At 65.8% G+C, this 26124-nt stretch carries 22 protein-coding genes; 9 read left to right on the top strand and 13 right to left on the bottom strand.

What is annotated here, in order from left to right; genetic code table 11:
• Window positions 1-13: 13 nt before the first annotated feature.
• The 6 genes from ASD94_RS02700 to ASD94_RS02675 form a co-directional block, all read right to left on the bottom strand.
• Window positions 14-1579: a malonyl-CoA synthase gene (locus ASD94_RS02700; protein ID WP_056638220.1), complete on the bottom strand. Its 1566-nt coding sequence runs from the start codon at window positions 1577-1579 to the stop codon at window positions 14-16.
• Window positions 1580-1661: 82 nt separating this feature from the next.
• Window positions 1662-2465 (bottom strand): enoyl-CoA hydratase/isomerase family protein, encoded by an 804-nt coding sequence (locus ASD94_RS02695; RefSeq protein ID WP_056638464.1) that lies wholly within the window; start codon window positions 2463-2465, stop codon window positions 1662-1664.
• Window positions 2466-2612: 147 nt separating this feature from the next.
• Complete coding sequence (locus tag ASD94_RS02690) at window positions 2613-3602, bottom strand: tripartite tricarboxylate transporter substrate binding protein (protein ID WP_056638217.1); 990 nt, start codon at window positions 3600-3602, stop codon at window positions 2613-2615.
• Window positions 3603-3669: 67 nt separating this feature from the next.
• Entirely contained in the window at window positions 3670-5169 is a 1500-nt protein-coding gene (locus tag ASD94_RS02685; protein ID WP_082576723.1) for a malonyl-CoA decarboxylase, read from the bottom strand.
• Window positions 5166-5834, bottom strand: coding sequence for a GntR family transcriptional regulator (locus ASD94_RS02680; RefSeq protein WP_056638214.1), 669 nt, complete (start codon window positions 5832-5834; stop codon window positions 5166-5168). Before ASD94_RS02680 ends, ASD94_RS02685 begins: the two co-directional genes overlap by 4 nt.
• A gap of 375 nt (window positions 5835-6209) precedes the next feature.
• Complete coding sequence (locus ASD94_RS02675) at window positions 6210-7127, bottom strand: LysR family transcriptional regulator (protein ID WP_056638458.1); 918 nt, start codon at window positions 7125-7127, stop codon at window positions 6210-6212.
• Window positions 7128-7250: 123 nt separating this feature from the next.
• Here ASD94_RS02675 and ASD94_RS02670 point away from each other — a divergent pair, with 123 nt between their 5' ends.
• Window positions 7251-8168, top strand: a complete 918-nt coding sequence (locus ASD94_RS02670) for a DMT family transporter (RefSeq protein WP_056638211.1) — start codon at window positions 7251-7253, stop codon at window positions 8166-8168.
• A gap of 9 nt (window positions 8169-8177) precedes the next feature.
• Here ASD94_RS02670 and ASD94_RS02665 read toward each other — a convergent pair whose 3' ends face one another.
• From ASD94_RS02665 to ilvD (ASD94_RS02655), 3 genes are all read right to left on the bottom strand, one after another.
• Window positions 8178-9668, bottom strand: coding sequence for a M20 family peptidase (locus ASD94_RS02665; RefSeq protein ID WP_056638455.1), 1491 nt, complete (start codon window positions 9666-9668; stop codon window positions 8178-8180).
• A 299-nt stretch (window positions 9669-9967) separates the two neighbouring features.
• The gene (lgt, locus tag ASD94_RS02660; RefSeq protein WP_056638452.1) at window positions 9968-10795 is read right to left on the bottom strand and encodes a prolipoprotein diacylglyceryl transferase; all 828 of its coding nucleotides are present in this window, start codon (window positions 10793-10795) and stop codon (window positions 9968-9970) included.
• Between the two features lie 256 nt (window positions 10796-11051).
• Window positions 11052-12911, bottom strand: a complete 1860-nt coding sequence (ilvD, locus tag ASD94_RS02655; RefSeq protein WP_056638208.1) for a dihydroxy-acid dehydratase — start codon at window positions 12909-12911, stop codon at window positions 11052-11054.
• A 246-nt stretch (window positions 12912-13157) separates the two neighbouring features.
• Here ilvD (ASD94_RS02655) and ilvD (ASD94_RS02650) point away from each other — a divergent pair, with 246 nt between their 5' ends.
• Window positions 13158-14861: a dihydroxy-acid dehydratase gene (ilvD, locus tag ASD94_RS02650; RefSeq protein WP_056638205.1), complete on the top strand. Its 1704-nt coding sequence runs from the start codon at window positions 13158-13160 to the stop codon at window positions 14859-14861.
• Window positions 14862-15062: 201 nt separating this feature from the next.
• On the opposite strand, the gene ASD94_RS02645 is transcribed toward ilvD (ASD94_RS02650), so the two are convergent.
• Window positions 15063-15305: a TIGR04438 family Trp-rich protein gene (locus tag ASD94_RS02645; protein ID WP_056638203.1), complete on the bottom strand. Its 243-nt coding sequence runs from the start codon at window positions 15303-15305 to the stop codon at window positions 15063-15065.
• Between the two features lie 115 nt (window positions 15306-15420).
• Here ASD94_RS02645 and ASD94_RS02640 point away from each other — a divergent pair, with 115 nt between their 5' ends.
• Window positions 15421-15726 (top strand): c-type cytochrome, encoded by a 306-nt coding sequence (locus ASD94_RS02640; protein WP_015014827.1) that lies wholly within the window; start codon window positions 15421-15423, stop codon window positions 15724-15726.
• A gap of 148 nt (window positions 15727-15874) precedes the next feature.
• Here ASD94_RS02640 and ASD94_RS02635 read toward each other — a convergent pair whose 3' ends face one another.
• Window positions 15875-16348, bottom strand: a complete 474-nt coding sequence (locus tag ASD94_RS02635) for a hypothetical protein (RefSeq protein ID WP_056638200.1) — start codon at window positions 16346-16348, stop codon at window positions 15875-15877.
• A gap of 274 nt (window positions 16349-16622) precedes the next feature.
• Window positions 16623-18617: an acetate--CoA ligase gene (acs, locus tag ASD94_RS02630; protein WP_056638196.1), complete on the bottom strand. Its 1995-nt coding sequence runs from the start codon at window positions 18615-18617 to the stop codon at window positions 16623-16625.
• A 258-nt stretch (window positions 18618-18875) separates the two neighbouring features.
• Between acs and ASD94_RS02625 the strand changes: the two genes are divergently transcribed.
• From ASD94_RS02625 to ASD94_RS02600, 6 genes are all read left to right on the top strand, one after another.
• A complete protein-coding gene (locus ASD94_RS02625) occupies window positions 18876-19475 on the top strand; it encodes a TIGR00645 family protein (RefSeq protein ID WP_056638193.1) in 600 nt (199 codons plus the stop codon).
• Between the two features lie 213 nt (window positions 19476-19688).
• Window positions 19689-20567, top strand: coding sequence for an intradiol ring-cleavage dioxygenase (locus ASD94_RS02620; RefSeq protein WP_056638190.1), 879 nt, complete (start codon window positions 19689-19691; stop codon window positions 20565-20567).
• A 43-nt stretch (window positions 20568-20610) separates the two neighbouring features.
• Window positions 20611-20889 (top strand): hypothetical protein, encoded by a 279-nt coding sequence (locus tag ASD94_RS02615; RefSeq protein ID WP_056638187.1) that lies wholly within the window; start codon window positions 20611-20613, stop codon window positions 20887-20889.
• A 6-nt stretch (window positions 20890-20895) separates the two neighbouring features.
• On the top strand, window positions 20896-22560 hold the full coding sequence (locus tag ASD94_RS02610; protein ID WP_056638185.1) for an ATP-binding protein: 1665 nt from the start codon (window positions 20896-20898) through the stop codon (window positions 22558-22560).
• A complete protein-coding gene (locus ASD94_RS02605) occupies window positions 22557-23255 on the top strand; it encodes a response regulator (protein WP_056638182.1) in 699 nt (232 codons plus the stop codon). The genes ASD94_RS02610 and ASD94_RS02605 overlap by 4 nt, the downstream gene beginning before the upstream one ends.
• Before the next feature lie 189 nt (window positions 23256-23444).
• Window positions 23445-24599 (top strand): DNA topoisomerase IB, encoded by a 1155-nt coding sequence (locus tag ASD94_RS02600; protein ID WP_082576722.1) that lies wholly within the window; start codon window positions 23445-23447, stop codon window positions 24597-24599.
• A gap of 17 nt (window positions 24600-24616) precedes the next feature.
• On the opposite strand, the gene fumC is transcribed toward ASD94_RS02600, so the two are convergent.
• Window positions 24617-26002, bottom strand: a complete 1386-nt coding sequence (gene fumC, locus ASD94_RS02595; RefSeq protein WP_056638449.1) for a class II fumarate hydratase — start codon at window positions 26000-26002, stop codon at window positions 24617-24619.
• Between the last annotated feature and the right edge of the window lie 122 nt (window positions 26003-26124).

The raw sequence follows: 26124 nt of genomic DNA, 5'->3' as shown, positions 1-26124 counted from the left end.
CCTCGGGACCGCATCAGGCAAACAACCCCTTGTACTGATCCCGCAGCAGATTTTTCTGCACCTTGCCCATGGTGTTGCGCGGCAGCTCAGCCACCACAAAACACTTCTTCGGAATCTTGAAGTTGGCCAACTGCGACTTGAGCTGGGCCACGATGGCATCAGCGTCCAGGCTGGCGCCGGGCTTGGCAATCACCACGGCCACGCCCACTTCACCGAAGTCGGGGTGGGGCACGCCGACCAGGGCGCTTTCGGCCACGCCGGGCATGTCGTTGATGTAGCCCTCGATCTCTGCAGGGTAGACGTTGTAGCCGCCGCTGATGATGAGGTCTTTGCTGCGGCCCACGATGTGGACGTAGCCACGCTCATCGACCTTGCCCACGTCGCCGGTCTTGAAGTAGCCGTCTTTGGTGAACTCTTCGGCTGTCTTCTCGGGCATGCGCCAGTAGCCCTTGAACACGTTGGGGCCCTTGACCTGGATGCCGCCGATCTCGCCCACGGGCAGGTCTTTGCCGTCGTCGCCCTGCACGCGCAGGCTGACGCCCGGCAGGGGGAAGCCGACAGTGCCGCCACGGCGTTCGCTCTCTGGCCCGGTCTTGCCTTGGTAGCGCTTGTCAGCGCTGTAGGGGTTGCTGGTGAGCATGATGGTTTCGCTCATGCCGTAACGCTCCAGGATGATGTGGCCGGTGCGTTGCTGCCACTCTTTGAAGGTTTCGATAAGCAGCGGTGCCGAGCCTGCGATGAACAGGCGCATGTTCTTCACGGCCTGTTTGTTCAAGCCCGCCTCGGCCAGCATGCGCACGTACAGCGTGGGCACGCCCATGAACACGGTGGCGCGGGGCATGGCGGCGATGACGGCCTTGGGGTCGAACTTGGCCATCCAGATCATCTTGCTGCCGTTGATGAGCGCGCCGTGGATGGCCACGAACAGGCCGTGCACATGGAAGATGGGCAGCGCGTGGATGAGCACATCGCCCTTCTTCCAGCCCCAGTAGTCCTTGAGCATGACCGCGTTGCTGAGCATGTTGCCGTGCGTGAGCATGGCGCCCTTGCTGCGGCCGGTGGTGCCGCTGGTGTAGAGGATGGCGGCCAGGTCGTCGGCGCTGCGGGCCACGGCCTGGTGCTCGTCACCGTGGTGCGCGGCACGATCGAGCAGGCTGCCGGTGCGGTCGTCACCCAGGGTGAACACATGCTGCGTGCCCAGGGTGAAGGCGATTTTGCTGACCCAGCCAAAGTTACCGGGCGAGCACACCACCACGGCAGGCTCGGCGTTGCCGATGAAGTATTCGATCTCGGCGCTTTGGTAGGCGGTGTTGAGCGGCAAGAACACGTAGCCCGCACGCAGCGTGGCCAGGTACAGCGCCATCGCTTCGACCGATTTTTCGACCTGCACGGCCACGCAGCTGCCCTCAGGCAGATTGAGCGATGCGAGCAGGTTGGCGATGCGGGCGCTGGCACGGTCCAGGTCGCGCCAGGTGTAGTACAGCGGGGTGCCGTCGGCCGCTGTGGTCTCGACGGCAGTGCTGTCCAGGTCAGACGGGAACGCGGCGCGCAGGGCGCTGAAGAGGTTGTGTTGGCTCATGGCTCAGACTTCGATGGGCTGGGTAGCTGGGTTGAGAGTTTGGGACTGGCTGAATGGGAGAAAGCGGGGATGAAGGCGTCGGTCAGAACACCGGCGCGCGCTTGTCCAGAAAGGCTGCGATCCCTTCGCGGTGCTCGGCACTGGCGGCGTAGGCATAGGGATCGGCAGGGCCATTTACTATGTTTTCGATAGCAGACTGGGCATGATTTTCTAGCGCTACAGGCGCTTTTAATGCCCGAAACGTCTGTTTATTCATGCGGGCGGCCTGGGGCGCCAGTGCGGCGATGCGCTGGGCACTGCCCAGGGCTTCGGTGGCCACCATGTCGTCGGCCACCACGCGGCTCAGAAAGCCACGGGCCAGCATGTCGGGGGAGCTGAAGGTGGCGGCCTCCAGCAGCATCTGGCGTGCGGTGACGTCACCCACCGCACCGGCCACCAGTTGCGCCTCGCGCGGGGCCATCGGGAAACCCAGCTTGGCAATCGGCGCGCCAAAGCGCGCGCCACTGCCCGCCACGCGGATGTCGCAGCAGCTGGCAATCTCCACGCCAGCGCCCATGCAGGCACCGCTGATCTGGGTCACGATGGGCACGTCGCACTGGAGCATGGCGTTCAGCCCGCCCCACACGTCGTTTTCATGAAAGTCGCGCAGGGCTGCCGCGTCAAAACGGAAGCCGGGGTACTCTGAAATGTCTCCGCCCGCGCAAAACGCACCGCCTTCGCCAGCGATGAGCACGCAGCGCGCATCGGCACGGCGCTGCACGTCTTCAAAAACCGCACGCAACTGCCGCCACATGGGCCGCGACATGGCGTTCAGCCGCCCGGTGTGGCGCAGAGTGACATGCACCACTCCACCCTCACCGGCATTCATCAACACTTCACCAGACATCTTGCTATCCATCCCGTCCTACACTGCTCAACCCTTGCGGCTCTCGAAACCCGCGCGGCACCATCGCCAGCGCCACCGTGGAACTGGCTTTGCCAGGCCACGGGTGGCGTCCCCCTTCAGGGGGAAGGCGCAAAGCGCCACAGGGGGTTAGTCCAATTTGGCGCCAGACGCCTTCACCACGGCCGCCCAGCGCTTGACCTCGCTGCTCACAAACGCGCCGAACTGCTGTTGCGTCATGCCACCGTAGTCCGCGCCGTTGCTGGCCCACACGGCCTTGAGCTCTTCGGCCGTGCCCAGGCGCTTGATTTCTTCCACGATGCGGGCCTGCACATCAGCCGGTGTGCCTTTGGGCGCCCACAGGCCGTACCAGGTGGTCACGGTGTAGTCGGGCAGGCCCACTTCGGAGGCGCAGGGCACGTCGGGGAAGGCAGGGTTGCGCTTGGGGCCGGACACCATCAGCGCCTTGATGCGGCCGCTCTTGATGTGGTTGGCGGAGGACCCCAGGCCGTCGAACATCATGTCCACGTTGCCGCCAATCAGGTCCTGCAGCGCCGGGCCTGCGCCCCGGTACGGGATGTGGGTGATGAAGGTGCCCGTCTGCTGCTTGAACAGCTCGCCCGCCAGATGGTGCGAGGTGCCGGCCCCGGCCGAGCCGTAGTTGAGCTTGGCGGGGTTGCGCTTGACGTAGTCCAGAAACTGCTTGAAGTTGGCAGACGGCGTCTTGGGGTTGACCACCACCACCTGCGGCACATTGGCCAGCAGCGCCAGCGGGATAAAGTCTTTTTCGATGTCGTAGTCGAGCTTGGGGTACATCGACGGGGCAATGGCGTGGTGCACCGCCCCCATGAACAAGGTGTAGCCGTCGGGAGCAGCCTTGGAGGCAATGCTGGCGCCCAGCGTGCCACCGGCGCCCCCCCGGTTGTCGATCACCAGCGTCTTGCCTGTGCTTTTGGAAAACTGCGCGGCCAGCGGCCGGGCAAAGGCATCGGTACCGCCACCGGCGGGAAAAGGCACCACCACCGTCACCGGCTTGGTCGGCCAGTTGCTGTCGGCCCAGCTGCTGCCGCTGGCCAGGCCCAAACCTGCAGCCGCTGCGCCGAGCAAGACATCCCGGCGTTGGATTCGCGATTCAATCATTCGTTGTCTCCTGTCGTTGTAAAAATACGCTGTCTCTGGTCCACCCGACATCATGCCGGGCGCCCCGTCAGTCGCGGCAAAGGCTGTCGATGTCCCCCGACACTGGCACTTTGCCCTGCGCAAGCAAGCTGCGGTGCTTGTCGATGCGCTTCAAGTCGTACAGGTAGTTCACCATGAGCCCGTACGATTGTTTTTGCCCCTTGGTGGACGGGTCGCCCGCCCAGTTCAGGCGCTCTACCCGCGCGCCGTTACCCAAGTGGAAGCGGGCTACGGGGTCTGCCGGCTTGCCTTCTTGCAGCTCGCGGCCCAGATAGTACGCGGCGCATTCCAGCAGCATCTGGCGCACGGGGGATTTGGCGTCCAGCTCCAGCGCCTTGTCCACCGCGCCGAGAAAATGCGTGGCCTGCGGCGGCTCGAACCCCACCGCGCGGCCCAGTTCGCTGCGGCGCTTGTCGTCCAGGCGGTCCAGCATCGCACCCGCATGCTTGCCCAGCCAAGCGCGGAAACCCGGGATGGGCGACAGCGTGGCAAAGGTGCGCAAGCGCGGGAACTCGGCCGTGAGCGTTTCCACCACATGCTTGATCAGCGAGTCGCCAAAGCTCACGCCGCGCAGGCCCGTTTGTGTGTTGCTGATGGAATAGAAGATGGCCGTGGTGGCCCGTGTGATGTCCACGGGCGCAGCCGCCTCGTCCAGCAGCGGCGTGATGCTGGCCGAGATCTTGTCCACCAGAGCCACCTCCACAAAGATCAGCGGCTCGTTGGGCAGACGCGGGTGGAAGAAGCCATAGCAGCGGCGGTCGCTGTCCAGACGGTTCTTCAGGTCGGCCCAACTGCGGATGTCGTGCACGGCCTCGTATTTGATGAGCTTTTCAAGCAGCGAGGCGGGCGAGTCCCACGACAGGCGGCGCAGTTCCAGAAAGGCCACATCAAACCAGGTCGAGAACAGGTGTTCCAGCTCGGCATCGAGCGGCAGCAGGCGCTTGTCGGCCTTGAGCAGCGGCAGGATTTCTGCGCGCATGTCCACCAGAAAGCGCATGCCTTCGGGGAACGCCGAAAACCGCTGCAGCAACCGTGTGCGGGGCGACACCAAGGCGCGGCGCAGGCCGATCTCCGCCTGGCCTTCCTCCGCCGTGCCGGCCGCTGCCTCGTAGCGCTGGCGGGCCGACTTGAAGCGCGTGGCGTCCGGCGCAAACTGCTCGCACATCAGCAGCCACATGTCACGCCGCTCTTCGGGCGCGGCCTTGGCGTACCAGTCGGCCACCACCTGGGCGCGGCGGCCGCCTTCGATCTCGCTCACCTGCGGGGCCACCACCTCCTGCAGGTCGGCCAGCAGGCGGCGCAGCGCACGGGGCGACAGCGCCTCCTGGCCGCGACGCAGCGTGGCCTGCAGGCGCTCATGGGTAGAGCGCGGCACCGCGACCTTGGCAACCACGTCGATCACGGTTTTGTCGAGTGCAGCCTTGGCCGACTTGTCGGCCGCCTTGTCCCCCGCCTTGTCGGGGGCAGGCGCGGCAGTGCGCAGGCGTGACACACTGCGGGCGATCCATTCGGGGGTGCTGTTGATCATGGGGTCAACCTCGATTGCTGGTTGCGGGCTACGTCGCGCAGCGCATCACGCTGGCGCAACAAATGGGTGCGCATGGCTTCTTCGGCTGCATCGCAGTCGCGGGCCTTGAGGGCGGCAAACACGGCCAGGTGCTCCGCCAGGCTTTGCTGCATGCGCCCGGGGGCGTGCAGCGACTTGTGGCGTGCCAGCCGCAGGATCTTGCGCAGGTCGCCAATCACCTGGGCCAACCAGCGGTTGTCGGCCAGCGTGATGAAGGCCTCGTGGATGGCGTAGTTGGCTTCGTAGTAGTCGGTGACCAGCCCGTCGGCCGCGCATTGCTGCAGGCGTTCGTGCAGCAGCTCCAGCGCGGCAATGTCGGCCGCCACGGCTTTGCGCGTGGCCTCGTGCGCGGCGCGCCCCTCCAACAATGCGATGACGGGAAAGATGTTGTCCAGATCGCTCTCGGTGACCTCAGCCACAAAGCAGCCCCGGCGCGGCTCGTGGCGCAGCAGCCCCTCAGCCACCAGCACCTTGAGCGCCTCACGCAGGGGGGTGCGCGAGATTTCCAGCCGCTCGCACAAGGCGGCCTCGTCCAGAAAGCTGCCCGGCGGCAAGGTGCCCGCAAAAATCTGCTCCCGCAGCCGGGAGGCGACTTCGTCGTGCAGTGAATTCAGGACAGGACGCATGTGAAACAAGGCTCCAGGGCACCAACCCGCGAGGCATCAGCTACCAACTCCCAGTGGATTGCGCAGGCCGAATGCGTGCAACACCCCTCTATCAGCTGACAACAGTGGCTATTGCCTCGCCATGTGCGTAATTTCTCATAATTACGTGAAATGACAAAATGAAAACCCTGATTTGCAGGCTTTTGTTACACAAAAGATGGCAACTGCGGTGCTTGCGCAACGCCGCGTGCCAGAGAACGGCCAGGGTGGCGAACCTGCTGTTGGCCCGAAGGCGCCGTCATTTGTTGATCCGCCCCGGGCCAGATGAGCTGTCGAGGGTGCAACCCCTGCTGAGCCCACCGCAGGCTCGCCCTGCCCTCGCGCCCCTCTCCCGCTTCACTCCACGCCCGCAAAGCCTTCCACCAAGTGGTCGATCCACACCCGCAGCTTGGCGGGCAGAAAGCGGTGGGACGGGTACAGCACCCAGGCCGTGCCGGCGTACGACGTCTTGTGCTCCCAGTCGGGCAGCACGGCCACCAGGTCGCCCCGCTCCAACGCTGAACGTGCGGTAAAGCCCGGCAGGCTGGCAATGCCCAGGTGGCTCAGCGCGGCCTCCAGCCGCACCTCGCTGTGGTTAGCTACATAGCGACCGCGCACGGCCACCGTGGCGGCTTCGCCCGCGCGCTCAAAGCGCCAGTGCCGGTCGCGCTCGTCCTCGCCCAGGGTGATGCAGGCGTGGTGTTCCAGGTCGCGCGGGTGCTGGGGATGGCCCCGCTCGGCCAGGTAGCGCGGGCTGGCACAGGCCAGGTGGCGCAGCGTGGCCAGCGGGCGCCCGGCCAGGCCCGGGGGCGGCGTGTCGGTCACGCGCAGGGCCAGGTCAATCGGTTCCTCGAACAGGTCCACCGTGCGGTCGGTGATGAGCAGCTGCACATCGACCTGGGGGTACTTCTGCAAGAACGGCAGCACCAGCGGGTGCACCAGCTGGCGCCCTACCGCCTTGGCCATGCTCATGCGCACCATGCCAGAAGGCTCTGCAGAGTGCGTGTCACTCAGCGCCCACACCTCGCGTGCGGCAGACACCATGTCCTGGCAGCGGCTGTAGACCGCCGTGCCCGCATCGGTCAGCCGCAGCTTGCGGGTGGTGCGCTCCAGCAGACGCACGCGCAGCGCCCCCTCCAGCCGGGCCACCTGGCGGCTGACCGCCGACGGGGTGATGCCCAGCTGCCGCGCAGCAGCCGAGAAGCTGCCTGCGTCCACCACGCGGGCAAACACCGCCATGTCGGGGAGGCTGTCCAGGGGTTGATTGATGCGCATGAGGAACAAGTGCAGTTCTTTGGCAGCGATTATCAATCCAACGACGCAAATTGATAATTTCCTAACGCCCGGTCATCACCCGGCGCGGCGCTCCGCTGCCTTCCTCCAACCGACTGCATTCCCATGTCACACACCCTGCCCCTGTCCGCCCCCTCCCCGCTGGCCCCGCGCCTGTCTGACCTGGCCCTGCTGATGGTGGCCGTGGTGTGGGGCACGAGCTATGGCGTGGCCAAGGGGGCCCTGGTGTTCTACCCGGTACTGGGCTTTTTGGCCGTGCGCTTCCTCCTGACCTTTGCCGTGCTGCTCCCTGCCCTGCTGCGCGCCAGTGCGCCCGAGCGGCGCGATGCGCTGGTGGCGGGCCTGCCGCTGGGCGTGCTGATGCTGGGCATCTTTCTGTGCGAGACCTTTGGCCTGGCACTCACGCAGGCCAGCAATGCAGCGTTTCTGATCAGCCTGTGCGTGGTGTTCACACCGTTTGCCGAGTGGTGGCTGCTGCGCCAGCGGCCCGAGCGCGCGATGTTTGGTTTTGCTGCCGCATCACTGCTGGGCGCAGCCCTGCTCAGCGGGGGTTACACGGGCCGGTGGGGCTGGGGCGACGCGCTGATGCTGGCGGCCGCTGTGCTGCGCGCCATCACGGTGTGCCAAACCACGCGGCTCACCCGCCGCCGCAATGCGCCGGTGCTGGCCCTCACGGCGGTGCAGTCGGGCGTCATCGGAGTGGGCTGCCTGCTGCTGGCGCTGGCCTTGCCGGGCAAACTGCCCCCGCTGCCATCGATCACCCAGGCCAGCGCTTTCTGGTGGGCCTGCGTCTACCTGGTGGCGGGCTGCACGGTGTTTGCGTTTGTGGCCCAGAACTGGGCACTGCGCCACAGCTCGCCCACGCGGGTGGGCTTGCTGACCAGCAGTGAGCCCGCCTTTGGCGCGCTGTTTGCGGTGTTCTGGTTGGGCGAGCAACTCAGCACCACGGGCTGGGTAGGGGGTGGGCTCATCGTGGTGGCAGCACTGTGGACCATGGCGCGCCGCAGTGATCCACACGGTTAAGCCCCCGCGTCAGGGCTTGGGGTCCTTCTGGCTGATCTGCCCGATCAGCCGGTGGTAAAAGCGAATGGCGTCTGCGTAGTTGGCAATGTCCAGGCGCTCGTTGGTGCCGTGAAAGCGCTTCAGGTCTTCCGAATTCGCACGCACAGGCGAGAACTTGAAGATGTGGTCGCTGATGGCGCCATAGTGCTGCGAATCGGTCCCCGCCACCATGAGGCCCGGGGCCACCAGCACATCGGGAAAGATCTCCCGGATGGTCTGGTTGAGCAGGCGGTACTGGGTGGAGTCCGTGGGTGCTACCTTGGAGGCATCCACCGCGCCGGGCAACGTGCTCAGCTCGTACTGCGCCGCGGGTGCGCTGATCTTGCTGCGCACATGGTCCATCACCTGCTCCTTGGTATCGCCCGGCAGCAGGCGGAAGTTGACCGTGGCTTCGGCGCGACCGGGCACCACGTTGTCGCGGTTGCCGGCGTTCACGATGGTCAGCGCCGTGGTGGTGCGCAACATGGCATTGGTGCTGGAGGCTCCCTCGAGCTGCTTTTGCACCACCGGCCGGAACAACCACAGATTGGACAGCACAACACGGTTCACCCCGCCCATCTCGGGCGCCAGGGTGTCGAACATCTCACCCGCCACCCCGCGAATGCCGCCAGGCAACTGCTCCTCGTCAAGACGCCGCAGCGCGTCGCTCACCATGGCGATGGCGCTGCTGCCCTTGTGGGGCGGCATGGACGAATGCCCCGGTGTGCCCGACATCTTCATCACCACCGACATGTAGCCCTTTTCCGCCACGCCGATGAGCGCCGCAGGCTTGTCCAGCCCCGGCATCACGCCGTCGAGAATCAGCAAGCCCTCATCGATCACAAAATCGAGATGCACCTTGCGCTCCTGCAGCAGGGCGGCGATCTGGGCAGCCCCGCGCAGCCCGCCCACTTCCTCATCGGCGCCGAAAGCCAGATAGATGGTGCGCTGGGGCTGGAAGCCAGCCGCCAGAAGCATCTCCACGGCTTCAAGCTGGCTCATCAGGTTGCCTTTGTCGTCCCAGGAGCCACGGCCCCAGACGAACCCGTCCTTGATCGCGCCGGAATAGGGAGGCTGCGCCCAGTCGCCCTCGGTGCCAGGGGCAACAGGCACCACGTCCTGGTGGGCCAGCAGCATCACGGGCGCAGCACTCGCATCGCTACCAGGCCAGGTGTAGAGCAGGCTCAAGTCACCCACCACCTCGCGCTTGAGCTTGGCATGCACCAGCGGGAACCGCTCCTGCAGCAGCACGTGGAACTGCAAAAACTGCCCGGTACTGGCGGTGGCGTCGTCGCGCGAGGACTCGGTGCGCAGACGGACTGCCTCGGCCAAGCGCTGGGCGGCGGCGGCATCGTCCACTGGCAAGCGGGCAATGGGCGCCACCGCCATCTGGCGCGAGCCCTTGCGCAAGGTGTTGATACCCAAGGCCGCAGCCAGCAGCACCGCAAGAGCGAGCAGTCCCAGCAGTAGTTTTTTCATCATGTATGTCATGAGCCTCATGGAGGCACTTGGTTGAACTTGGTTGAACTTGGTTGAGAAGGAACGGCGGAGGGACCGGTTGCCGAGTGGCATCAGCGGCTGCGCCGAGATGCCAAGGCGCCGCGTTCCCTCGTCCACCCGGAAAGCAGGCGGGCGAGGTGTCGCCACCATGGTGCCGACACAGGGGACCGTGTCCACCCAATCGTCACCCATCACGCCCGCCTACCCTCCCCCGCAGGCAAGCCGCCCGGCCCGCTCAGCAAGCCCCTGCGCAAGTCAAGCCTCCTCAGGGTGGTTCAATTTCACCGCGAACCCGAAACCCGCGCAGGCTGACGTTCTGCCCACAGCCACAGCGCAACACCGCCCACGATCATGGGCACGCACAGCCACTGCCCCATGCTCATGCCCAGCGACAAGATGCCCAGGAAGGCATCGGGCTCGCGGAAGTATTCGGCAATGAAACGGAACACGCCGTAGCCGAACAGGAAGGCGGCGGCCACCTGCCCCTGGCGACGCTCCTTGCGCGCATACAGCCACAGCAGGACGAACAGCAGCAACCCTTCCATCAGGAACTGGTAGACCTGCGACGGGTGGCGCGGTTGCATGGAGCCGCTGTGCGCAAACACCATGCCCCAGGGCAGATCAGGGCTGGCAAAGCGGCCCCACAGCTCGCCGTTGATGAAGTTGCCCACTCGCCCCGCCGCCAGCCCGGTGGGCACGCAGGGCGCCACAAAATCAGCCACCTGCAGCCAGGGGCGCTGGCGCGAATGGGCAAACCACAGCATGGAGACCACCACACCCAGCAGCCCGCCATGGAAGGCCATGCCGCCCTGCCACACAGCAAAAATCTCGAGCGGGTGGCTCAGGTAGTAGCCCGGCTTGTAGAACAGGCAGTAGCCCAGCCGGCCGCCAATGACCACACCCGCCACTCCCAGAAAGAGGATGTCTTCGACATCCTTGCGCGTCCAGGCGCCGGGCCCTGTGATGGAAGCATAGGGCGGGTGCTGCAGGCGCCGGATGCCCAGCAACATGAACAGGCCAAAGGCCGCAAGATAGGTCAGGCCATACCAGTGCACAGCCAGCGGGCCGATCTGCAGGGCGACGGGGTCGATGTGGGGATAGGTCAACATGGTGGCGGGTATTGTGCCCGCGCTGGCGATGACCCCGTACGCAGGGCCGCATGCGCCGGGCAAGACCACCGGGTGGCCACTGCGGCGCCAGGGCGATCCGCTGGAGCCACACAACCCGTTTTTGAATAAAAAGCCGAGGAAGCGCTAGTCCATCATGCGCCGACAGCTATCAAAAGTAGAGCACCCATAAAAAAGCCGCGCTCTCAGGGCGCGGCTTCTAAGCGGCAGCAGGGCACCGGGCCCCGCAAAACCACCCTCAGTCGTCCAGCAGCGACAAATCGCGCACGGCGCCCTTGTCGGCGGACATCACCAGCTTGGCATAGGCCTTGAGCGCGGCCGACACCTTGCGCGGGCGCGGCTGGGCGGGCTTCCAGCCCTTGGCGTTCTGCGCTTCGCGGCGCTTGGCGAGTTCTTCATCGCTCACCAGCACATTGATCGTGCGGTTGGGAATGTCGATGCGGATGCGGTCGCCGTTCTGAACCAGGCCAATCGCGCCGCCCGCAGCCGCTTCGGGCGAGCAGTGGCCGATCGACAGGCCCGAGGTGCCGCCCGAGAAGCGCCCGTCCGTCAGCAGCGCGCAGGCCTTGCCCAGGCCCTTGGACTTGATGTAGCTGGTGGGGTAGAGCATTTCTTGCATGCCGGGGCCGCCCTTGGGGCCTTCGTAGCGCACGATGACCACGTCACCGGCCTTGACCTTGTCGGCCAGGATGTTGGCCACGGCCTCGTCCTGCGACTCGGTCACGTGGGCGGTGCCCTCGAACACCAGGATGCTTTCGTCCACACCGGCCGACTTGACCACGCAGCCGTCCACAGCGATGTTGCCTGTCAGCACGGCCAGGCCGCCTTCCTTGCTAAAGGCGTGGTCGTACGAGCGGATGCAGCCCTCGGCACGGTCCAGGTCCAGGCTGGGCCAGCGGGTGTTCTGGCTGAACGCCACCTGCGTGGGCACGCCAGCGGGGCCGGCCATGTAGAAGGTGCGCACAGCATCGTCCTGCGTGCGCACGATGTCCCACTGGTCCAACGCGTCTTTCAGCGTGGCGGTGTGCACGGTGGGCACATCGGTGTGCAGCTTGCCTGCACGGTCCAGCTCGCCCAGGATGGCCATGATGCCGCCAGCGCGGTGCACGTCTTCGATGTGGTACTTGTTGGTGTTGGGCGCCACCTTGCACAGCTGCGGCACGACGCGCGAGAGACGGTCGATGTCGGCCATGGTGAACGGTATCTCCGCTTCGCTCGCAATGGCCAGCAAATGCAGGATGGTGTTGGTAGAGCCGCCCATGGCGATGTCCAGGGTCATGGCGTTTTCAAACGCCTTGAAGCCCACCGAGCGGGGCAGCACGCGTTCGTCGTCCTGCTCGTAATACTGCTTGGCAATCTCGACAATCCGCCGACCTGCGCGCTTGAAGAGCTGCTCGCGGTCGGCATGGGTGGCCACCACCGTGCCGTTGCCGGGCAGCGACAGGCCCAGCGCCTCGGTCAGGCAGTTCATGGAGTTGGCGGTGAACATGCCCGAGCACGAACCGCAAGTGGGGCAGGCCGAGCGCTCGACCTCGGCCACGTCGGCGTCGGAGTAGTTGGTGTCGGCGGCAATCACCATCGCGTCCACCAGGTCGAGCTTCTTGAACTCCATGACCTTGGTGACCGGGTTGGCCAGGCGGGTCTTGCCCGCTTCCATGGGGCCGCCAGAGACGAAGATCACCGGGATGTTCAGGCGCATGGCGGCCATCAGCATGCCGGGGGTGATCTTGTCGCAGTTGGAGATGCAGACCATGGCGTCGGCGCAGTGCGCGTTGACCATGTACTCGACCGAGTCGGCAATGATGTCGCGGCTGGGCAGCGAATACAGCATGCCGTCGTGGCCCATGGCAATGCCGTCGTCCACGGCAATGGTGTTGAACTCTTTGGCCACGCCGCCAGCGGCTTCGATCTCGCGGGCCACCAGCTGGCCCAGATCCTTCAGGTGCACGTGGCCGGGCACGAACTGGGTGAACGAATTGACCACCGCGATGATCGGCTTGCTGAAGTCATCGTCTTTCATGCCGGTGGCGCGCCACAGGGAACGCGCGCCTGCCATGTTGCGACCGGCGGTGGAGGTTTTGGAACGGTAGATGGGCATCGTGCTGGCTTCTGAAAAATCGCTGGAAGGGAAGCGGGCCGCCGGAATAAAGGCCCCTCGCGCACCCGTGCAACCAACCTCTTGAGCCGTGCCGGGGGCAAACCTGTCAATTATCGCCCAGCCCTCTGGGCCCGCACGGGGCGGCGGGGTTGGGGATTGCGGGGGCAGACCCCACGCACTGCGACGGCGCTGGCAGAATGATCCATTCCGCTCCAGCCCCCCAACCCGACACCAGGACGCCCCACGATGACCGACTCCAGCAAGCCCTCCGCGCCCATCAACCGCCGCAGCGCCAACATCACCCAGGGCAAGTCGCGCGCACCCAACCGCTCCATGTACTACGCCATGGGCTACGAGGAAGGCGACTTCGTGAAACCCATGGTGGGCGTGGCCAACGGCCACAGCACCATCACGCCCTGCAACAGCGGCCTGCAAAAGCTGGCCGACGCGGCCATTGCGGGCATTGAGGAAGCCGGTGGCAATGCCCAGGTGTTTGGCACCCCCACCATCAGCGACGGCATGGCCATGGGCACCGAGGGCATGAAGTACAGCTTGGTGAGCCGAGAAGTCATCAGCGACTGCATCGAAACCTGCGTGGGCGGCCAGTGGATGGACGGCGTGCTGGTGGTCGGCGGCTGCGACAAGAACATGCCCGGCGGCCTGATGGGCATGCTGCGCGCCAACGTGCCCGCCATCTATGTGTACGGCGGCACCATCCTGCCCGGCCACTACCAGGGCAAGGACCTGAACATCGTGAGCGTGTTCGAGGCGGTGGGCGAGAACGCGGCAGGCAAGCTCAGCGACTTCGACCTCAAGGAGATCGAGAAGCGCGCCATCCCCGGCACGGGCTCGTGCGGCGGCATGTACACCGCCAACACCATGAGCAGCGCGTTCGAGGCCCTGGGCATCAGCCTGCCGTATTCGTCCACCATGGCAAACCCGCACGACGAGAAGATGAACTCGGCCAGGGAGTCGGCCAAGGTGCTGATTGAGGCCATCAAGAAGGACATCAAGCCGCGCGACATCGTGACCAAAAAGTCCATCGAGAACGCTGTGGCCGTCATCATGGCCACGGGCGGATCGACCAACGCGGTGCTGCACTTCCTGGCGATTGCCCATGCAGCAGGCGTGGAGTGGAGCATTGACGACTTCGAGCGCGTGCGCGTGAAGACCCCTGTGCTGTGCGACTTGAAGCCCAGCGGAAAATACCTGGCCGTGGACCTGCACCGCGCAGGCGGCATCCCGCAGGTCATGAAGATTTTGCTGAATGCAGGTTTGCTGCACGGCGACTGCCTCACCATCGAAGGCAGGACGATTGCCGAGGTGCTGAAGGACGTGCCCGACCAGCCGCGCGCCGACCAGGACGTGATCCGCCCCATCAGCAACCCCATGTACGCACAAGGCCACCTGGCCATCCTGAAGGGCAACCTGAGCCCCGAAGGCGCCGTGGCCAAGATCACGGGCCTGAAGAACCCTGTGATCACCGGCCCCGCCCGCGTGTTCGACGACGAGCAGTCGGCACTCGAAGCCATCTTGGCGGGCAAGATCAAGGCAGGCGACGTGATGGTGCTGCGCTACCTGGGCCCCAAGGGCGGCCCGGGCATGCCCGAGATGCTGGCGCCCACAGGCGCGCTGATCGGCGCGGGCTTGGGCGAGAGCGTGGGCCTGATCACCGACGGCCGCTTCTCCGGCGGCACCTGGGGCATGGTGGTGGGCCACGTGGCGCCCGAGGCCGCGGCGGGCGGCACCATCGCTTTTGTCAAAGAGGGCGACAGCATCACCATTGACGCGCGCCAGCTGCTGCTGGAGCTGAACGTGCCGGAAGAAGAAATTACAAAACGCCGCGCAGCCTGGACAGCGCCTGCGCCGCGCTACACCCGTGGTGTGCAGGCCAAGTTTGCGTTCAACGCATCGAGCGCTAGCAAGGGAGCGGTGCTGGACGCTTATTGATCACAGCCCAGCACAGTCGGGTGTGACACAACGGCGCAACCCGGCGCCTTTTCGGCACCAAAGCCGCGGCGCATAACAAAAGCCCGCAGCACAAGATGCGCTGCGGGCTTTGACTTTGGCTATTGAGACACGGACGGGCGGGCGAAAGCAAACGCACCGCAGGCCCGTGTGAGCCTTGCCAAGCAGTCCCTGCAACCGCCTTCAACGCGGTTTGCGGGGGGCAATGCCCAGAGCTTCCTTGTTCTTGTTGATGCGGTCTTTCTTTCGCTGATCCATCTTCTCCATGGCCTTGCGCTTGGTGTAACCGGTGGAATCGGCCCAGGCCCACCACAAGGCCGTGGCCCCGAAGGGTGCCATCACCCACCACCAGGACCAGTTGGCCACGGGACCAATTTCAAAATATTTCAGTGCCAGCACGAGAAGGGACAGACCCAGCAGATACATCGCTCTCTCCAAAGAATGCCGCGAAAAGCGGGATTGACCGGGGACAACTTCGTGTCAACCCAAGTCACTACAATCGCATTAAAAGCACTGTAACTCAACCACAGGAAATCCCACCATGAAGCGTTCCCTGATCACCCTTGCCTTGACGCTGTCGGTTGCGGCACCCGCGATGGCCGACTTGGCCTTGGCCACCTCCAAGAACTGCATGGCTTGCCACGCAGTGGACAAGAAACTGGTGGGGCCTGCCTACAAGGATGTAGCCGCCAAGTACGCTGGCCAAAAGGACGCCGTGGACAAGCTGGCTGCCAAGATCATCAAGGGCGGCTCTGGTGTGTGGGGCCCGGTGCCCATGCCCGCCAACGCCCAAGTGAATGATGCTGAAGCCAAGAAGCTGGCCGCTTGGGTGCTGACGCAGAAATAATTGGCTGCAGCCAAAGGGTTCCGGGTTTGATGCCCGAAAGGACCCATAAAAAAGCCGCGCACCCTATGACGCGGCTTTTTTTGTGCCCAAGCGCTTTGTAGCTGGGGTGCCAGGAGCGCAGGAATCTGCGCCAGGCAGACCTGCAGATCTAAACGACGGGCGTACCCAGCGCATGGCGGGAGCGCAATTGCTGCTCCAGCTGGCCGACATAGGCCGCCGTGGTGTTGTCCGACTCCTCGGCGCGCGCGGCGAGGCGGGCTTCCAGGTGGTCCAGACGCGCCAGCACGGCTGCATGGGCTTGGCTGTGCTGGGCCTCCAGAAAGGCACGCAGCTCCGTGAAGCGGGACGCCTCGGCCTTATCGGCCAGTTCGCGCTGCACCTGCATTTCTTTGGTGTGGCGGCGGGTTTCGAGCAGCACCGATCCCTGCAGCGACAACACATAGGCCAAGAAGAAAATACCCAGCAACGTGGTAAGTGCCAGCATCAGCAGGCCGAGGGGTGCTTCAAACGACACCACACCCAGCGATACGAGGGAGGGAGCCGCCAGCGTGGACCAGTTCAGGGCGGCCAGTGCGGCGATGGCCAGCACGGTCAGCAGCAAAACGAAGGAACGCAGTTGCATGTGAAATCTCCGGTCAACGGCACCCGGTCACGATGACCGACCACGCCATGCTGCCGTTGTAACGCATGCGCAGGGATTCACACGCTCCAGAGGAGTAATTGGAGATTGCGTCCTACAAAGCGCGCTGCGGGCCCGCCGGGTGAACGGGCCCACTGCTTCGATCACGTACCGGGGTGATCAACGGGTTTGTGGCCACGTCACATCGCGGCGCGATATGAGTGTCCCCAAACCGGCGAGCGCCGCGCGCTGGCGCCGCTGCACGGCGCCTCCTGGATCAATTGGCCTTGGCCAATTGATCCAGGATTGCGGGATTTTCCAGCGTGCTGGTGTCCTGGGTAATGGCCTCGCCCTTGGCAATGCTGCGCAGCAGGCGGCGCATGATCTTGCCGCTGCGGGTCTTGGGCAGGTTGTCGCCAAAGCGGATGTCCTTGGGCTTGGCAATGGGGCCGATTTCCTTGGCCACCCAGTTGCGCAGCTCGTTGGCGATCTGCTTGGCTTCTTCGCCCGTGGGGCGCGAGCGCTTGAGCACCACAAACGCGCAAATGGCCTCGCCCGTCACATCATCAGGGCGGCCCACCACGGCGGCTTCGGCCACCAGATCGGTCTTGGACACCAGGGCCGATTCGATCTCCATCGTGCCCATGCGATGGCCCGACACGTTCAGAACGTCATCAATGCGGCCGGTGATGCGGAAGTAACCCCGGTCGGCACTGCGCACGGCGCCGTCACCGGCCAGGTAGTAGCCCTTGAGTTCTTCAGGGAAGTAGCTCTTCTTGAAACGCTCGGGGTCGTTCCAGATGGTGCGGATCATGCTGGGCCAGGGCTTCTTGATGACCAGAATGCCCCCCGAGCCATTGGGCACATCGTTGCCCATCTCGTCCACGATGGCGGCGGTGATGCCAGGCAGGGGCAGCGTGCAGCTGCCGGGGACCAGCGGTGTGGCGCCGGGCAGCGGGGTGATGACGTGGCCGCCCGTCTCGGTTTGCCAGAAGGTGTCCACGATGGGGCAACGCTCGCCACCCACGTTCTTGTGGTACCACATCCAGGCTTCTGGGTTGATGGGCTCGCCCACGCTGCCCAGGATGCGCAGGCTCGACAGGTCGGAGCGTGCAGGGTGCACCGCCTCGTCGGCTTCGGCCGCCTTGATGAGCGAGCGGATGGCGGTAGGGGCAGTGTAGAAGATGGTGCACTTGTGGCGCTCGATCATTTGCCAGAAGCGGCCTGCGTTCGGGAAGGTGGGGATGCCTTCAAAGATGATCTGCGTGGCGCCTGCCGCCAGCGGGCCATAGGCCACGTAGGTGTGGCCAGTGATCCAGCCGATGTCGGCCGTGCACCAGAACACGTCTTCGGCGCGCAGGTCGAACGTCCAGTCCATGGTCATCTTGGCCCACAGCAGGTAGCCACCGGTGCTGTGCTGCACGCCCTTGGGCTTGCCGGTGGAGCCGCTGGTGTACAGGATGAACAGCGGGTGCTCGGCACCCACGGCCACCGGGGCACATTCTGTGCTTTGGCCTGCCAGGGCTTCGGCAAAGGTCTTGTCGCGTCCGGCCACCATGTTGCACGCCGTGGCCGTGCGCTGGTAGACAAACACGTTGCGGAGGGTGTCGCAACCGCCCATCGCCAGAGCCTCGTCGATGATCGCCTTGAGCGGCAGCTCCTTGCCGCCGCGCATCTGGTAGTTCGCGGTGATCACGGCCACTGCACCAGCGTCGATGATGCGTTCGTGCACCGCCTTGGCGCTGAAGCCACCAAACACCACACTGTGCGTGGCGCCAATGCGGGCGCAGGCCTGCATGGCAATCACGCCCTCGATGGTCATGGGCATGTAGATCAGAACGCGGTCGCCCTTGGCCACGCCGTGGGCCTTGAGCGCGTTGGCAAACTGGCTCACGCGGGCCAGCAGCTCTTTGTAGGTGATGTTGGTAACGGTGCCATCGTCGGCTTCAAAGATGATGGCCGTCTTGTTCTCGGTGGGGGTGCCGATGTGGCGGTCCAGGCAGTTGGCCGACGCGTTGAGTTCACCGTCGGCAAACCACTGGAAAAACGGCGCGTTGGACTCGTCCAGCGTGCGCGTAAAGGGTTTGGTCCACTGCAGGTTGCCCTGCGCCTGGCGCGCCCAGAAGCCCTCGAAGTCCTTCTCGGCTTCGGCACACAGCGCCTCATAGCCCGCCATGCCGGACACGCGCGCGGCTTTGACAATGGCGTCCGAGGGCGGGAACACGCGGTTCTCAACCAGCACGGACTCGATGGCGGATGTGGGCGCACTCATGGTGTTGTCTCCTGGATCTAATGGGAATTGGAATTGGGCGGTACTGTCGGGCGCGGCACTTACAGGCCACTGACTGGCGCGAAGCTTACAGAGTACGCCATCGCGGCCTGCCTGCTGCAGACGGAGCGGTCACCCCCACGCTGGTGGCGAGGTCGTTCCCGGCCAAGGGCACGGGCCTGAAATGCCCCGACCCACCTGCCATTGCAGGGACATGCTGGCCCCCTAAAATCGCGCCTCCTGCAACCCTTTGCGAGTGCCATGTCCTCTCCCCAACACAAGCCCCCCGCGCCACTGCGCCCCCTGCCTTCGATGATCTTCGCCAGCCGGTGGCTGCAATTGCCGCTGTACCTGGGCCTGATCCTGGCGCAGGCGGTGTATGTGTTCCATTTCTGGGTGGAGCTGGTGCACCTGATCGAGGCCGCCTTTGGCAACGCCGCAGCCCTGCAAAGCCTGGTGTCCAGCATTGGTTACAAGAGCGATTTCCAGGTCACAGCACTCAACGAAACCATCATCATGCTGGTGGTGCTGGCGCTGATCGACGTGGTCATGATCTCCAACCTGCTGATCATGGTGATCGTGGGCGGCTACGAGACCTTCGTCTCGCGCCTGCACCTCGAAGACCACCCTGACCAGCCCGAGTGGCTGAGCCATGTGAATGCCTCGGTGCTCAAGGTCAAGCTGGCCACCGCCATCATCGGCATCAGCTCCATCCACCTGCTCAAGACCTTCATCAACGCCGCCAACTACGACCTCAAGGTGCTGATGTGGCAGACCATCATCCATGTGGTGTTCTTGCTCAGCGCCCTGGCGATTGCGCTGACCGACCGGCTGATGTCGCACTCGTCGGACAGCCACTGAGCACGGCGACGGTCCCCAGGCTCCCCGGCAACGCGGGGGGAGCCCCGGGCACCAGAATATCAGTCAAAAGTGCCAATAGTGCCAGTCGCATATGCGCTGATAGCTATCAAATTTGAAGTAAACACGCTTCGGCATTCAGCGCCCTGAGCGCTCCCAGATTTCTCCTCAATCGGTAGGCACAGTGCGGTGCAGACCCACCCGAAGGAGAAATCCATGCCCCCTCTGCCCTCTCTCTCTCCGACCGCTGCCACGGCGCCAGCACCCGCTGCGGAAGACTCCCCGTCCACGCGCACCGCCACCAGCCGTCGCCTAGCATTGAGCGCGCTCGGCTCCCTGAGCGTCGCCACCCTGTGGGGCTGCGGCGGCAGTAGCGACAGCACTAGCACCAGCACCGACTCCGGGTCCAGCACCGGATCGGGCACCAGCACGGGCACCGGCACAACCACCACCTGTTCCGTCGTGCCCGAGGAAACCGCCGGCCCCTACCCTGCCGACGGCTCCACGGCCAGCAGCAACACCTACAACGTGCTCGCGCTCAGCGGCATCGTGCGTTCGGACATCCGCAGCTCGGTGGGTTCATCCACCCAAGTCAGTGGGGTGCCGCTGTCCATCACCATCACGCTCACCAACACCAAGGCCAGCTGCGCACCGCTGTCTGGGTACGCCATCTACCTGTGGCATTGCACGCAAGACGGCAACTACTCGGTCTACACCTCCAACAACATCGCCGACAACTACCTGCGCGGCGTGCAGGCTACGGATGCCAATGGCACCGTGACCTTCACCACCATCGTGCCCGGCTGTTACTCGGGCCGCATGCCACACATGCACCTGGAGATCTACCCCACGCTGGCATCGGCCACCAAGGCGGCCAACAAGATCAAGACTACGCAGCTGGCCTTCCCCACCGCACTGCTCGGCAGCATTTACAGCGCCAATTCCGGCTACAGCGCCAGCGTGCACAACCTGGCCTCCATCACCTTCGCCACCGACAACGTGTTCAGCGACGGCACCGATCTGGAGATGACCACCATGCAGGCCAACTCCGGCGGTGGCTACTCCGCCAACATCACGATCTCGATCGCGGTCTGAGCCCCCTCACCATCGCTTCTTTCGCTCTTTTCTAAGGCACACCATGCACCAGATTCACACCCTTCTCGCCAGCCTGGCTCTGATCTCCCTGGCCGCCGCAACCCCCAGCCACGCCCAGCCCGCCCGCGGCACGCCGCCCGCGCCGCCCCCAGAGGCCTACGCCGCCTGCAAGGGCAAGACCGAAGGCGCCTCCGTCACGCTCACCATGCCCGATGGCAAAACCCTGGCAGGCACTTGCCGCACAATGGACAGCACCCTGGTGGCCATGCCCGCTGGCGGGCCCGGTGGCCCCGGCGCGGGTGGCCCGCCCCCCGCCCGCTGACCCACCATGCCGCCCCTGCGCTCCCTCGTCCCCGTGCCCCACCTGACGCTGCACCGCAAAGCCTTCATCGCCCTGGCCGCGCTGCTGCTGACGCTGCTGCTGATCTTTGTAGGGTTCTCGCGCCTGGGCCTGCAGCGAGGCCTGGGGCCGTATGTCGCCGAGATCGAGCTGGCCCGCATGGACTGGCTGGCCGAGCGCCTGCAGTCCCACCACACACAGACGGGCGGCTGGGACAGCCTGCGTGGGCAGGCTGCCCTGTGGGGTTTGCTGACCCACCCTGGCGGCGGCCCGCGCGGACCGGGCAGCGCACGCCCCGCGAACGGATCTCCCCCTGACCGCACAGGCACAGCGCCGTTCGCAGCCCCCCCCTTGCCACCGGACCTCGCGTTGGAGCCGTCCGGCATGGCCCACACCCCTCCGGGCAGTCACAGTGGCAGTGACATTGGTATGGCCGCCAGCAACGGCCTGCCACCCCGTCCACCCGATAGCCTGCGCCCCTTAGACCGCCGCCCCGCGCCCCCCCAGCGCCACCCGGATGACATCTACCCCCGCCTGGGCCTGCTGGACGCGCAAGACCAGCTGGTCGCAGGCACTCCGCCCCAGCCCGGGGGCGCCCGCCTGGCACTGCGCGGCGCCAACGGCCAGGTCATTGGTCACCTGGTGCTTGCTCCGCCCCAGAGCGTGCGCAGCGAGGCCGATCAGGCCTTTCTGGCCCAGCACCTGGGCTTTGTGGCGTGGACCGGCCTCGCCGGTCTGGCGCTGGCATTGCTGCTGTCGGGCTGGCTCGCACGGCGCTGGCTCGCTCCGGTCGAAGCGCTGGCCACCGGGGCGCGCGGCATTGCGCAGGGCCACCTGCACACCCGCGTGCCCGTGCACGGCAACGACGAACTAGCCCAGCTGGCCCGCACCTTCAACACCATGGCCGAACAGCTGGGCAGCATCGAGGCCAGCCGCCGCCAGTGGCTGGGCGACGTGGCCCACGAGCTGCGCACGCCCCTGGCCGCCATGCGCGCCGAGATCGAGGCTGTGCAGGACGGCATCCGCCCCTTTGACGACAAGACCGCGCTGCGCCTGCACCGGCAGGTGATGCGGCTGATCCAGCTCGTGGGCGACCTGCGCGCCAGCCTGGATGTAGTGGGCACCAGCGCCCCCTCGGCCCAGGTGCCCGTTCACCCGCTGTCGCTGCTGGCCGAGGCGCTAGCCTCCATGCGCCCCCGTCTGGCGCAGGCAGGGATTGATGTCGACACCACCGGCCTGGACGCCTTGACCGCACAGGGGACTGCTCAGCCCGCGCCCCTGGTGCGCGGCGACGCGCAGCAACTGCACCAGGTGTTTTTGAACCTGCTGGAAAACAGCCTGCGCTACACCGACGCGGGCGGCCTGCTGCGCATTGCGGCACGCCTGCTGCCACCGGCCGATGGAGTCCCGCAGCTGCAGGTGCAGCTGGACGACAGCGCACCCGGTGTGCCCGCGCACGAGCTGCCCCGCATCTTTGACCGCCTGTACCGCGCAGAAACCTCGCGCAACCGCGACCACGGCGGCTCGGGCCTGGGCCTGGCGATCTGCCGCGCCATCGTGCTCGCCCACAGCGGCACACTGACGGCCGAACCCTCTCCCCTCGGCGGCCTGCGCATCACGCTGCAACTGCCCTTGCTGGACAACCCTTCATGAGCCCCCGCATCCTTGTCGTCGAAGACGAACCCGACATCGCCGCCATCGTGGTGGACTACCTGCGCCACGCGGGCTACACGGTGGAGCACCAGGCCGAAGGCCGCGCAGCCCTCGCCAGCCTCATCACCACACCGCCCGACCTCACGCTGCTGGACATCATGCTGCCCGGCATGGACGGCCTGGAGATATTGCGCCAGGCGCGGCGCCACACGCAGCACCCCATCATCATGCTCACGGCCCGTGTGGAAGAGGTGGACCGCCTCATCGGTCTGGAGCTGGGCGCCGACGACTACATCTGCAAGCCGTTTTCACCGCGCGAGGTGGTGGCCCGCGTCAAGGCCGTGCTGCGCCGCACCGCTGCCGCACAAGAGCCGCCAGCCCACCAGACAACCACCGCCGCCTTGATGCTGGACGAGTCCCACTGGCAAGCCACATTGCACGGCACGCCGCTGGGACTCACGCGGCGCGAGTTCAAGCTGCTGCAGGTGCTGGCGCGGCAGACCGGACGCATCTTCTCTCGGGCCCAGTTGCTGGACCAGGCCTATGACGACACGCTGGACGTGAACGAGCGCGCCATCGACAGCCACATCAAGAACCTGCGCAAGAAGCTCAAGGCCGCCAGCACAGACGGCAGCGACTGGATCCGCTCGGTGTATGGCGTGGGCTTTGCGCTGGATCCGACGGCGCCAGATTGATACGATTTTGATAGCAGCAGCCGCATATTCAATATGCGCTACAGCCTCTTTTAGCGCCACATCGCGGCACGGATTCCACAGCACGGTTGCGCGGGTCGCTCACCGCAGCGCACGCCACAGGCCTACACCGCTCGCGGGCACCAGCGGGTGTGATCAAAGCCCACTCACCGGCTTTATCCACTGCCCCTCATGCCCGCATCCCCCCAGCTCGGCACCCCTTCCTCGGCACGCTCATCCGCACCCGCCCCCTACCCACCACCCGGACTGCAAGGCGGCCTGGTGTACGTCAGCCCCACACTGCCGGGCATTACCCGGGTGCGCTGCGGCGCCAAGGCGTTCCGCTACCGCCTGTCTGATGGCCAATGGCTGCAAGACCCGGCCGAGATCGATCGCATCCGGCGCCTGGCCATCCCGCCGGCCTACACCCAGGTGTGGATCTGCCCCCTGCCCAACGGACACCTGCAGGCCACCGGACTGGATGCACGCGGGCGGCGCCAGTACCGCTACCACGCCATGTGGCGCCGCCAGCGGGACGAAGGAAAGTTCGAGCACATGCAGGCCTTTGGCAGCGCGCTGCCACGCATCCGGGCCCGCGTGGCGCGCGACCTGGCCACACCCCGCCGAGGCCCGGTGCTGACGCGCGAACGGCTGCTGGCCACGCTGGTGCGCCTGCTGGACACCACTTTTCTACGCGTCGGCAATGAGGAGTACGCCAGCACCAACCGCTCTTATGGCCTGACCACGCTGCGCACCAGGCATGCGCAGCTGCAGGGCAGCGAGCTGAGACTGCGCTTTCGCGGCAAGAGCGGGGTGCAGCAGGAGACCACCCTGAACGACCCGCAGGTGGCCCGCGTGGTGCGCCGCTGCCAACAGTTGCCGGGGCAAGAGCTTTTTCAGTACGAGGATGAAGACGGCAACCCCCGCACCCTGGGCTCCGGCGACGTGAACGACTACCTGAACGAGATCAGCCGCACCGCTGGCAACGCCTACGGCGAACGCTTTACCGCCAAGGACTTCCGCACCTGGCACGGGACCACGCAGGCCCTGGAGCTGACCCGGCTGGCCTGCACCGGCGCGGATGCCGCCAACGCCACGGACAAGGGTCTGCGCTACAGCGCCCAGGCCATCCTGGCCGAGGTGGCCCGCCAGCTGGGCAACACACCCGCCGTGTGCAGGAAGTCGTACGTGCACCCCGCCGTCCTGGCGCTGGGCGCACAGATCGCGTCCGACCCCAGCCCACGCAGCCAGCAGGTGTGGACGCGCCTTGGCGGCGCCACATCACCCCGCGGCCTCAGCGCTGCCGAGCGCCGACTGCTGGCGTTTCTGAGCAAGCCTCAGGCCTAGGGCCTGCACGAAGGAAATCAGCGCCCGACCATATCCCCCGGCACCACCCACTGGTCAAACTGCTCGCCCGTCACATGGCCCGAGACCACGGCGGCTGCGCGCAGGCTGGTGCCCTCCTTGTGTGCCTTCTTGGCAATGAAGGCCGCCTTGTCGTAGCCGATGTGCGGGTTCAGCGCGGTCACCAGCATCAGCGACTGCTCCACCAGGTCGTTGATGCGCGCCTGGTTCGGTTCGATGCCAGCAGCGCAGTGCTCGTTGAAACTGGCCATGCCGTCGGCCAGCAGACGCACGCTTTGCAAGAAGTTGTGGATCACCATCGGGCGGAACACGTTCAGCTCGAAGTTGCCCGAGGCCCCGCCGATGTTGATGGCTACGTCGTTGCCCAGCACCTGCGCGCACAGCATGGTCAGCGCCTCGCACTGCGTGGGGTTGACCTTGCCCGGCATGATGGACGAGCCCGGCTCGTTCTCGGGGATGGTGATCTCGCCCAGCCCGCTGCGCGGGCCGCTGGCCAGCCAGCGCACGTCATTGGCGATCTTCATCAGGCTGGCTGCCAGGGTCTTGAGCGCGCCATGGGCATGCACCAGCGCATCGCAGCTGGCCAGGGCCTCGAACTTGTTGGGGGCGGTGACCAGCGGCAGGCCCGTCAGGTCGGCCAGTTCCTTGGCCACGGCGTGGGCATAACCGGCCGGCGCATTGAGCCCCGTGCCCACGGCCGTGCCGCCCAGGGCCAGCTCGCACAGGTGCGGAAGCGCGGCACGCACATGCTGCTCACCATGCAGCAACTGCGCCACCCAGCCCGAGATCTCCTGGCCCAGCGTGAGCGGGGTAGCGTCCTGCAAATGCGTGCGGCCAATCTTCACGATGCCGTCAAACGCCTCGGCCTTGGCCGCCAGCGTGGTGCGCAGGCCGTGCAGTGCGGGCAGCAGGCGGTGCATCAGCGCGTCCACCGCCGCCAGGTGCATGGCGGTGGGGAACACGTCGTTGCTCGACTGGCTCTTGTTCACCTCGTCATTGGGGTGCACCAGCCGCGCCTCGCCGCGCGGGCCACCCAGCAGCTCGCTCGCTCGGTTGGCCAGCACCTCGTTCATGTTCATGTTGGTCTGGGTGCCCGAGCCGGTCTGCCACACCACCAGCGGAAATTCCTGCAGGTGGCCGCCGCTGATCACCTCGTCTGCCGCGGCCACGATGGCGGTGGTCTTGGCCGCATCGAGCAGGCCCAGCTCGTTGTTCACATAGGCACTGGCCCGCTTCACCTGGGCCAGCGCGCGGATCAGCTCGGGTGCCATGCGTTCGCCCGAGATGGCAAAGTGGTGCAGCGAGCGCTGGGTCTGCGCGCCCCACAGGCGCTGGGCAGGCACATCGATGGGGCCGAAGGTGTCTTTTTCCGTACGGTAGGCGATCGCAGCGGGGGTGGATGTTTTCACGGGTGGGCCTTGCGCGCTCAACGAGCGAATGGGAGTGGAGGGAACAACACCAGGCCGCAGCATACCCACCGAAGCCCCAGGCGCGCCACTCCCCACCC

This window comes from Acidovorax sp. Root70 (genome assembly GCF_001428225.1).
In the GTDB taxonomy this organism is placed as follows: domain Bacteria; phylum Pseudomonadota; class Gammaproteobacteria; order Burkholderiales; family Burkholderiaceae_C; genus Acidovorax.
Note: the sequence above shows the minus strand (reverse complement) of the source record. Positions and strands in the feature narration are given on the sequence as shown.

Bases quoted from the DNA above. Each gene is read 5' to 3' on its own strand.
- ASD94_RS02680 (WP_056638214.1), bottom strand. From the start codon at position 5,834: ATGCGTCCTGTCCTGAATTCACTGCACGACGAAGTCGCCTCCCGGCTG.
- ASD94_RS02645 (WP_056638203.1), bottom strand. From the start codon at position 15,305: ATGTATCTGCTGGGTCTGTCCCTTCTCGTGCTGGCACTGAAATATTTT.
- ASD94_RS02685 (WP_082576723.1), bottom strand. From the start codon at position 5,169: ATGATCAACAGCACCCCCGAATGGATCGCCCGCAGTGTGTCACGCCTG.
- ASD94_RS02615 (WP_056638187.1), top strand. From the start codon at position 20,611: ATGCACCAGATTCACACCCTTCTCGCCAGCCTGGCTCTGATCTCCCTG.
- ASD94_RS02690 (WP_056638217.1), bottom strand. From the start codon at position 3,602: ATGATTGAATCGCGAATCCAACGCCGGGATGTCTTGCTCGGCGCAGCG.
- ASD94_RS02635 (WP_056638200.1), bottom strand. From the start codon at position 16,348: ATGCAACTGCGTTCCTTCGTTTTGCTGCTGACCGTGCTGGCCATCGCC.
- ASD94_RS02695 (WP_056638464.1), bottom strand. From the start codon at position 2,465: ATGTCTGGTGAAGTGTTGATGAATGCCGGTGAGGGTGGAGTGGTGCAT.
- ASD94_RS02700 (WP_056638220.1), bottom strand. From the start codon at position 1,579: ATGAGCCAACACAACCTCTTCAGCGCCCTGCGCGCCGCGTTCCCGTCT.
- ASD94_RS02605 (WP_056638182.1), top strand. From the start codon at position 22,557: ATGAGCCCCCGCATCCTTGTCGTCGAAGACGAACCCGACATCGCCGCC.
- ilvD (WP_056638208.1), bottom strand. From the start codon at position 12,911: ATGCCCATCTACCGTTCCAAAACCTCCACCGCCGGTCGCAACATGGCA.
- ASD94_RS02670 (WP_056638211.1), top strand. From the start codon at position 7,251: ATGTCACACACCCTGCCCCTGTCCGCCCCCTCCCCGCTGGCCCCGCGC.
- ASD94_RS02620 (WP_056638190.1), top strand. From the start codon at position 19,689: ATGCCCCCTCTGCCCTCTCTCTCTCCGACCGCTGCCACGGCGCCAGCA.
- ASD94_RS02675 (WP_056638458.1), bottom strand. From the start codon at position 7,127: ATGCGCATCAATCAACCCCTGGACAGCCTCCCCGACATGGCGGTGTTT.
- acs (WP_056638196.1), bottom strand. From the start codon at position 18,617: ATGAGTGCGCCCACATCCGCCATCGAGTCCGTGCTGGTTGAGAACCGC.
- ilvD (WP_056638205.1), top strand. From the start codon at position 13,158: ATGACCGACTCCAGCAAGCCCTCCGCGCCCATCAACCGCCGCAGCGCC.
- ASD94_RS02665 (WP_056638455.1), bottom strand. From the start codon at position 9,668: ATGATGAAAAAACTACTGCTGGGACTGCTCGCTCTTGCGGTGCTGCTG.
- ASD94_RS02610 (WP_056638185.1), top strand. From the start codon at position 20,896: ATGCCGCCCCTGCGCTCCCTCGTCCCCGTGCCCCACCTGACGCTGCAC.
- lgt (WP_056638452.1), bottom strand. From the start codon at position 10,795: ATGTTGACCTATCCCCACATCGACCCCGTCGCCCTGCAGATCGGCCCG.
- ASD94_RS02600 (WP_082576722.1), top strand. From the start codon at position 23,445: ATGCCCGCATCCCCCCAGCTCGGCACCCCTTCCTCGGCACGCTCATCC.
- ASD94_RS02640 (WP_015014827.1), top strand. From the start codon at position 15,421: ATGAAGCGTTCCCTGATCACCCTTGCCTTGACGCTGTCGGTTGCGGCA.
- ASD94_RS02625 (WP_056638193.1), top strand. From the start codon at position 18,876: ATGTCCTCTCCCCAACACAAGCCCCCCGCGCCACTGCGCCCCCTGCCT.